This window comes from Streptomyces sp. NPDC037301 (assembly GCF_055602785.1).
Genome location: NZ_JBVJWD010000119.1, coordinates 1 through 7,306, shown reverse-complemented (window position 1 = coordinate 7,306; position 7,306 = coordinate 1). Strand labels below are relative to the sequence as shown.

Sequence of the window (7,306 nt, the reverse complement as noted above, 5' to 3'; positions counted from 1 at the left end):
GCGATGTCCTACGACAGCTTCCGCCGTCCCCTGGACCTCATCGGACTCGCCTGATCTGCACTCACACAAGATCAAGAGACTTTGCAACAGCCCTGCACGAGGGGGTGCCTCGGGGCGTCACGACGAGTGCATCGAGCCCGGAGTCTCGTGCGCTCAGCATTCTTCGCGCCCAGTTCCATGGGCACCAGCCGATCCCGAAGGCAGAGGACAGGGCGTGTGTCCCCGTGTGCGTCGCCCCGGTGTGACCTCAGGAGTACGGAATGCGCCACCGTGGCCGACTGCTCGATTTGCCCGTCCCCGCCCCTGATTCATCAGCGACTGCACGCTCCCGCATTCCCGCCCGCCGATCTCTTACGCGCAGCGATACCGCGGGACGGGATTGGGAGACGGGGAAGGGTCGACCGACGTGCAAGAGACTCTCGACGATGCTGAGGTGGCCTTGGGGGTGTACACATCCCGCCTTCCGGATGCTTCGAGTGGCGGTTTCCCGTGTGGCGGAAAATCTGGATGCATACTGACCTGCTGCTGCTCAGTGCACGCCGCTTCTCCGGCTCCCGCCGCGTTTGTGCAGCTCACTGCCTATAGCTGCCCTCTTTTCACGCCCCCGCGGGTGCGGAGGGGGCCAGTCCAGTTGATTCACACATTGTTATCGCCCGAGCAGGATGGCAAGTCCTTCATCACACTGATCGCCTGCTCAGTTCCGCTTTCGTTTGCGTGGCCCGCGCCCCTCTCATAAGCCTCTCCGTAGCTTTCCGTGATCGGAAGCGGCATTTCCGGAAGTGCCGTTTCCAGTGTCGCCGTTGGTATGTCATGGGATAGGGATGGGGCAACACGGTGTGCATGCTTCTCGTTTCCGGAAGCGGGACGGCACCGTCAAACCACGATCGAGGGGGAAAGACTTGACTATCCAGGCGCCTTTCGATGCGGCCGAACCGACCTCGCACGAACGCGTGTTCCGTGTGTACCAGGCAGTCGAGGAACTCGGCCCGGGTGTCCATCCGATGTGGCGGATCATCGAGAACACGAGATACACGAAGTCAACTGTGCACAGGATCCTGAGCGCGGGCGTGCGAGCGGAGGCCTTCGTACACCCTCGCCAGGGACAGTACGGCCTCGCCCGCGGGCGGCTGGCAACCCCTGCGGAGGGACTGCCCGACTCAGCGGTGATGGATGACGGTGTGCTCTACCGTGAGCTCGCTCTGTTGCAGCGTCAGACCGCACAGGTCGTGATGGTGTTCTCCGCGGTCCTGGTCGCCGGCACCGGGTCACGCCTCTGCTTGCACTCAAACATGGCCAAGCGGGCTGACTTCCAGGCAGCGCTTGCACGCTGCACGCCTCAGATTCGCGACCGTCTCACGATGGCTCCGCTGCATGCCGACGCGGCGGGCCTGGTCATCCAGGCTTATCTCGACGATGCGCCGGCGAGCAGTTTCACCAGGGAGATACGTGCCGAAGGGCACGCGCTGACGCAGGCGCCAGTCCCCGGCTGGGAAATGCTCGCTGCTCCGCTTTTTCGAGGCCGCAGCGTGACAGGAGCGCTCGCAGTGCTCGGGCTGCCGACCCAGATCCAGCGCCACCGCCACAGTTACGTGCCCGCCCTGATGCAAACGGCCGCACGCATGAGCCGACGCAGCGAGGGCGCTTCGGCCATGGCGCTGGCGGCTGCCTGATGCTGCTCCTGTTCCCGTGCCGTCATGTGACAGTCCGTGGGTTCCCCGTCCTTGACCGGTCATCGGAGCCGAACGGGCTGGCGCCGCCGGTGGGCGGTGTACTTGCTCTGAGAGCAGTGCCCGCCAGGGGGCGGGCTGACCTCACGGCTTTTCAGATAGAGATGCGGCCCGATGGTGTGCGTGGCCTGACAAGCAGGCAGTGGAGGGGTTCTGGCCGGCGGTCATGCTGGACCGGCGGATTTCAGGTGCCTGCGGGGATACACTCGGTCTGGCCGACAGCGGGCCCACCGCGAGCCGTTGAAACTGGCCTTGATGGCCCGGCTCAGAACATGGCCCTGGCAAATCGAACAAGCCCGATCCGGGGCATGGACGGCAGGACTCGCTGCCGCTCTCATGTGGGAAGTACACAGTGAGCCAGCGATTCTCCGGCGCGGGGCATTTGTCACGGCGGGTGGCTCGCATCACGGAGGGCGAGCAGTTCGTACAGATAGCCGACCAAAGGGTCGCGCTCGCCGTCGTTCGACGCAACCCCGCCCAGTACACCTACCTGTTCTCCAAGGCCCGCTCCGAGGACGGCTGTGCGTACTGCATGTGCAAGTGGCCGCAGACGCCGCTGCCCCGCCTTGTCATCCGTGCCCGCGGGGGCCGGTTTCACCTGGCCGGGTGGCCTGACGAGGGCAGTCAGCACGCTCATCACTGCGACTTCTTCAAACTCGAGGGCGAGTTGTCCGGGCGGCCCATGCGCGGGCAGGGCGGGATCCTGCAGACCGAAGACGGGACGTCCATACGCCTCGATGTGCCGCTCGCCATCGAGACAGCCAGCGGCGTGACCGCCAGCCTGGACCCCTCGGACAGCCAGGACGCTGCTTCGTCGCGGCAAGCCGTGGGACTGTTGGGCCTGACACACTTCCTGTGGGAGGAGGCCCAGCTCAATCGGTGGTATCGACCACGCGGAAGCAGACGTCACTGGCACAACTGTCGTGCGCGGCTCCATGGATTGCTGGATGAGTGCACAGTCAATGCGTACCCGCTGAAGGACGCCCTCTACGTCGTGCCGGTATTTCGACGCAGTACAGCCGACATGCACCAGGAAGCTTTTGACCGCTTCCAACAACGCCTAAGCCAGCGAGAGGAGGGTCGTGCCCGGCGCGGACTCATCCTCGGGGAAGTCAAAGAGATCGTGCCCAGCACCTACGGGCACCGCATAGCGCTACGCCATCTATCGAAGGGTCTGTTCACTTCCGGCAAGCAGCTCGAACGCTGGAAGCGTTCGTACGTCGCCGCGTTCTCGTCGGCCGCCGGTGACACGGCCCGCCGCATCGCCCTCCTGGTTGTCGAGCAACGACACCAATCCAATGTGCTGAGAGTCGTAGATGCCGCCTTCATGCTCACCAACCGAAACTACGTCCCGGTAGAGTCTTCCTATGAGCTGCGGATGGCCGATGCGCTGGCCGATGCAGGCAGGAGGCTGATCAAGCCCTTGCGCTGGGATCGCAGCGACGACGTTTTCCCCGACTTCGTGCTCACCGATACCGAGCCGCCTACCTATGTCGAGGTCTACGGCGTGCGGGGCAGGGCTTCATACGAGATCCGTAAGCGGATCAAGCAGGTCCGGTACCAGCAACAGGGCCGCACGGTCATCGCATGGGAAGTGGCCCGGGACATGCCACAGGTATCGCTGTCACGCGGAAGGCCACACGCGTGAGGAAGGGCTCCGTATTCGACGTGGCTCCAAGACCACGCGTCGGTGATCACCCGATCCAATTGCAGAGCTCCAGGAGATGCTCGATTCCTTGTTCCCGGCCCACGGAGAAGGAGACCCTCGAGGTGCTCCACCACCGCAGGTTGCACATCGAGCAGACCAGCGGCATCGCCGTGGGCGTTCACAAGGACATGGTCTGGAATTCCCGCGACAAGGCCGGTCCGCCGTCAACCCCCTGGAGTCCCGGTAATTCTCATGCATGACATGACATGACATGGCACGGCCACGGGAAACGGACCACGGCGAGGACGGGTGCACCGGCTGCGAGGGAAGTCGTACCGCGGCCGGACATGACTGGCCGGCCAGGATGAACGAGATCCGTCGGCTGGTGCCCGATGCGGACAAGTGGTACGACCGCGACGTGTGGACGGCAGCCCTGCACGACAGCGGCTTCGCCGTCACCCGACGCTGAAGCAATGGCCCTGCGGTAGTGATCCTCGGCTACTTCCTCATTCCTAGACCTGCCGGGTTCCGGCCGGAAGTAAGAGCGGTGGATCGATGTCGGGATGCAGCTCGACAAGATCCAGAAGGCTCGGACCACGGACATCCCACCGGCTGTTGAGACACCCTTCGAGTCCCGTCAACCCCGGTTCCTGTGCCTCAGGGGAGCGGTCCTGTGGAGGCCGGTCCGAATGCTCCGCCCCGTCGATGGCGCTGGCTGCCGTTCAAGTCGTCCTCAGACCTGGCCCCGCTGACTGACGTGACTGGTGGCTGCTGAACAAGAGAGTCGAGGCTCCGTAGCGAGGCGCTCAGTCCCGCCGGATGGCCAGACCGTACGCCCGCCGCGACTGACAGCGCGGCTTCCCTGGAGTCGTCCCCAGATCGCAAGGGGTCGTCCTGCTGCCGCAGCGAGTCGGCCGTCGGTGAGGTCTCCGACGAAGCGGTGTTCGGCGGCCAGATCAGGTGATCAGGTTGGGGTGGGGCTGGACGGTGCCGGCGTGGTGGCGCAGAGGGTGCCGCGGTCCTGAATCTTCGCGCAGGCGCGAGCGTCTTCGGGGCGGGTGACTGGGACCATTCGGGTGTGGGCGTCGTGGCCGTACTGCTGGCGGTATTCCTGGGAATCTCCACGTTTGGGGGTGATTATGACGCGGTCCTCCGGCGACGTGTTACTCATCTTGGCCCAGGCGGCGTCGCAGCGGGGGCTGTAGCGCAGTTCGATCGTCACCCCGAACTTGTGCCCGGTGTATGCGGTGATGGCGTCCTGTGAGCAGACGGTCTCCTTCGGCTCCACCGAGGCGCAGGAGTCGCTGTGGCAGGTGGCCAGCGCCGAAGCTGTTGCCTGGGATGTGGTGGGTGAAGCCGAGGTAGATGTTCCTTGGGAATTGGCTAAGTTGTCGGCGCTGGCGTTGATGCCCCAGACGGCCGCGCCCCCCAGGACGACCGCACTGATGATGCCGGCGACAACCCACCCAGTCTTCTTACCGGCATGCTTCTCGGCTTCCGTCTGCGGCGTCGTCCCGGCTGATGCCTGGTGCTCGGACGCCGGTGTCATCGCCGGAGTAGCCGTGGGCTGTCGGTCTGTCTGTTCGTCGTCAGCCGGAACGCGGTCTGCCGCCCGCGCCTGCTTCGCCTCCTGCGCCTGCCACGCCGCGTCCCACAGCCCGAGGAGTTCGTCTCGGTTCACGACGCGGGGCGCGGCGGCGGCGAAGCTGATCAGCGCATCGCGTTTGGGGAGCTTTTTCTGCGTGTACCAGCGGTTCCACGTACTGCGTGAGACGCCGGTGTTTCTCTCCAGCACCTGGTAGGACCAGTCCAGTTCGCTCATGTAGCGGCGGACCAGGTTCAGCAGAGCAGCGAGTTCCGCTGCCGTCTCATCGGATCCGTCCAGTCCCGGCCCATCGTCTCTCCCCGTCCCGAACTGTCCCATAGGCACCCCACAAGATTCCGGGAAGGCGCTGGTCATCGACCCGCGCATCCCAATGTGACCCAACGTCACCAACACCCTAGCGTTGGGATGGTGAGACGGTCATCGTCCCTCTCGAGCAACAGGGCTCACCACAGTCCCGCTGTCACGGACCGGCTTCGAGCAGGCCTGCGACTCGGGCAGTTCCTCGAGAGGATTCGGCATGAAGACGACAAGCAAGGTGGCCAGCTGGACGGGTGCGGTGCTCGCAGGCGGAGGAATGCTCTTCGCCGCCATGACCGTTCTGCCGGCCGACGCAGCTGCCCCCAGTACCTACACCGTTAAGGGAGTGGATACGAGTCACTTCAACCACGACGGCGGGCAGCCGACCGACTGGAGGAAGGTGCGCTCCTCCGGCCAGTCCTTCATGTACGCGAAGGCCACTGAGGGCGCCGACTGGACCGACAAATGGTTCCAGCGGGACCTCCAGGGCGCAAAGCAGGCCGGGCTGATGCACGGCGCGTACCACTTCTTCGGGTTCACCCCGGGTGCTGCCCAGGCTCAGAATTTTGTTCGGACGGTGAAGGCTGCCGGCTACACCGGCAAGAACGCCGGAGAGCTTCCGCCCCTGCTCGACTTGGAGCTCAAGGACGGGAACTGCCCGCGCAACTTCAGCACCGCTCAGGTCGGCGCCTTCCTGAACGTGATCAACAAGGAGATGGGCGTCAAGCCGATCATCTACGCCGCCAAGCCGTTCGTGGACCGCTGCATGAACGGAGACGGATCACTCTTTGCCGGCCACGTCCTGTGGCAGCCGCGCTACGAGAGCGGCTCGACCGAACCGGCTGATCTGCCGCGCGCCGGACAGCGCTGGAAGATCTGGCAGTACACCGAACGCGGCACCGTGCCTGGCATCCACTCGGAGAAGGTCGACCTCAACGTCTTCCGCGGGACCCTCGCGGAACTGCAGCAGCTCGCCCACCGGTCCGGCACCGCCCCGGCCCCGCAGCCGCCCACCGCGCCGTCCGTTCCGGCGGCACCGGTGCTCAATTCCCAAAGCCGCGGCACCGACGTCGTCACCGCTCAGGAGCTCCTGATCGCCCATGGTGCGCGGATCGACGCGGACGGCGTGTTCGGTCCGGCCACCAGCGCCGCCGTACGCTCCTTCCAGACCGCCGGGGGGCTGGAAGCCGACGGCATCATCGGCCCCCGCACCTGGGGCGCCCTTCTCGTGACGGTGAAGGAGGGAAGCCGCGGAAAGGCTGTCGCCGCCCTCCAGCATCAGCTGATTGCCAGCGGTGCGCGCATCGACGCGGACGGCGAGTTCGGTCCGGCCACCAGCGCCGCCGTACGCTCCTTCCAGGCCGCGAAGCGACTGACGGCTGACGGGATCGCTGGCCCCCGCACTTGGGCCGCACTGCTGGCGGACCGCGGCACCACCGAGCCGGGCGGCGGCACCGGCGACAGTGCAGCTCTGGCGAAGCAGGTCCTCAACGCCCCCGGCATCACCTTCGCCCGTGCCCACTCGGAAACCAGGGACAGCGCCTCCACCGCCTACGCCAACATCGTCGACATGGCTGCCGGCCGCGGCGCACTCACCAGCCGGCAGAGCCACGTCGGCGCCCGTCGCGTGCAGCTGGACCCGCGGATGCTCAGGACCCTGCTCACCCTGCGCAACCAGAACGGCTACCGCTTCAACATCTCCGAGTTCGTCGGCGGCGTGCACAGCGCCACCTCGCGCCACTACCGCGGCCTGTCGTTCGACGTCAACGTGATCAACGGCAAGCACGTCGGTTCCGGCGCACCCGCCAACGCCTTCATGAAGGCCTGTAGCGCGGCCGGTGCCACCGAGGTCATCGGCCCGCCTTCCCGCGGCCACAAGACCCACGTCCACTGCGCCTGGAAGTAACCGATGTCTGGCGGGGGGGGGGGGGGGGGGGGGGGGGGGGGGGGGGGGGGGGGGGGGGGGGGGGGGGGGGGGGGGAGGGGGAGGGGGGGGGGGGGGAGGGACCAGCACACTACTACCCCCCC

General features: G+C 66.1%; 5 protein-coding genes. 4 read left to right on the top strand and 1 reads right to left on the bottom strand.

All coding sequences use genetic code 11. The features are described 5' to 3' along the window. Positions 1–899 precede the first annotated feature (899 nt). The 3 genes from ACZ7IB_RS48365 (at position 900) to ACZ7IB_RS48355 (ending at position 3,844) form a co-directional block, all read left to right on the top strand. Complete coding sequence (locus ACZ7IB_RS48365) at positions 900–1,670, top strand: IclR family transcriptional regulator (RefSeq protein WP_470921690.1); 771 nt, start codon at positions 900–902, stop codon at positions 1,668–1,670. Positions 1,671–2,079: 409 nt separating this feature from the next. Continuing rightward, a complete protein-coding gene (locus ACZ7IB_RS48360) occupies positions 2,080–3,375 on the top strand; it encodes a DUF1173 family protein (RefSeq protein ID WP_470921688.1) in 1,296 nt (431 codons plus the stop codon). Positions 3,376–3,646: 271 nt separating this feature from the next. Further along, the gene (locus ACZ7IB_RS48355; RefSeq protein ID WP_470921686.1) at positions 3,647–3,844 is read left to right on the top strand and encodes a hypothetical protein; all 198 of its coding nucleotides are present in this window, start codon (positions 3,647–3,649) and stop codon (positions 3,842–3,844) included. A 495-nt stretch (positions 3,845–4,339) separates the two neighbouring features. On the opposite strand, the gene ACZ7IB_RS48350 is transcribed toward ACZ7IB_RS48355, so the two are convergent. Next, positions 4,340–5,299: a DUF2690 domain-containing protein gene (locus ACZ7IB_RS48350; RefSeq protein ID WP_470921684.1), complete on the bottom strand. Its 960-nt coding sequence runs from the start codon at positions 5,297–5,299 to the stop codon at positions 4,340–4,342. A 199-nt stretch (positions 5,300–5,498) separates the two neighbouring features. Here ACZ7IB_RS48350 and ACZ7IB_RS48345 point away from each other — a divergent pair, with 199 nt between their 5' ends. Further along, complete coding sequence (locus tag ACZ7IB_RS48345; protein ID WP_470921682.1) at positions 5,499–7,184, top strand: GH25 family lysozyme; 1,686 nt, start codon at positions 5,499–5,501, stop codon at positions 7,182–7,184. Positions 7,185–7,306: the final 122 nt, after the last annotated feature.

Excerpts from the sequence above, each read along its gene's own strand:
- ACZ7IB_RS48355 (WP_470921686.1), top strand. The coding sequence starts at position 3,647 with ATGGCACGGCCACGGGAAACGGACCACGGCGAGGACGGGTGCACCGGC.
- ACZ7IB_RS48350 (WP_470921684.1), bottom strand. The coding sequence starts at position 5,299 with ATGGGACAGTTCGGGACGGGGAGAGACGATGGGCCGGGACTGGACGGA.
- ACZ7IB_RS48345 (WP_470921682.1), top strand. The coding sequence starts at position 5,499 with ATGAAGACGACAAGCAAGGTGGCCAGCTGGACGGGTGCGGTGCTCGCA.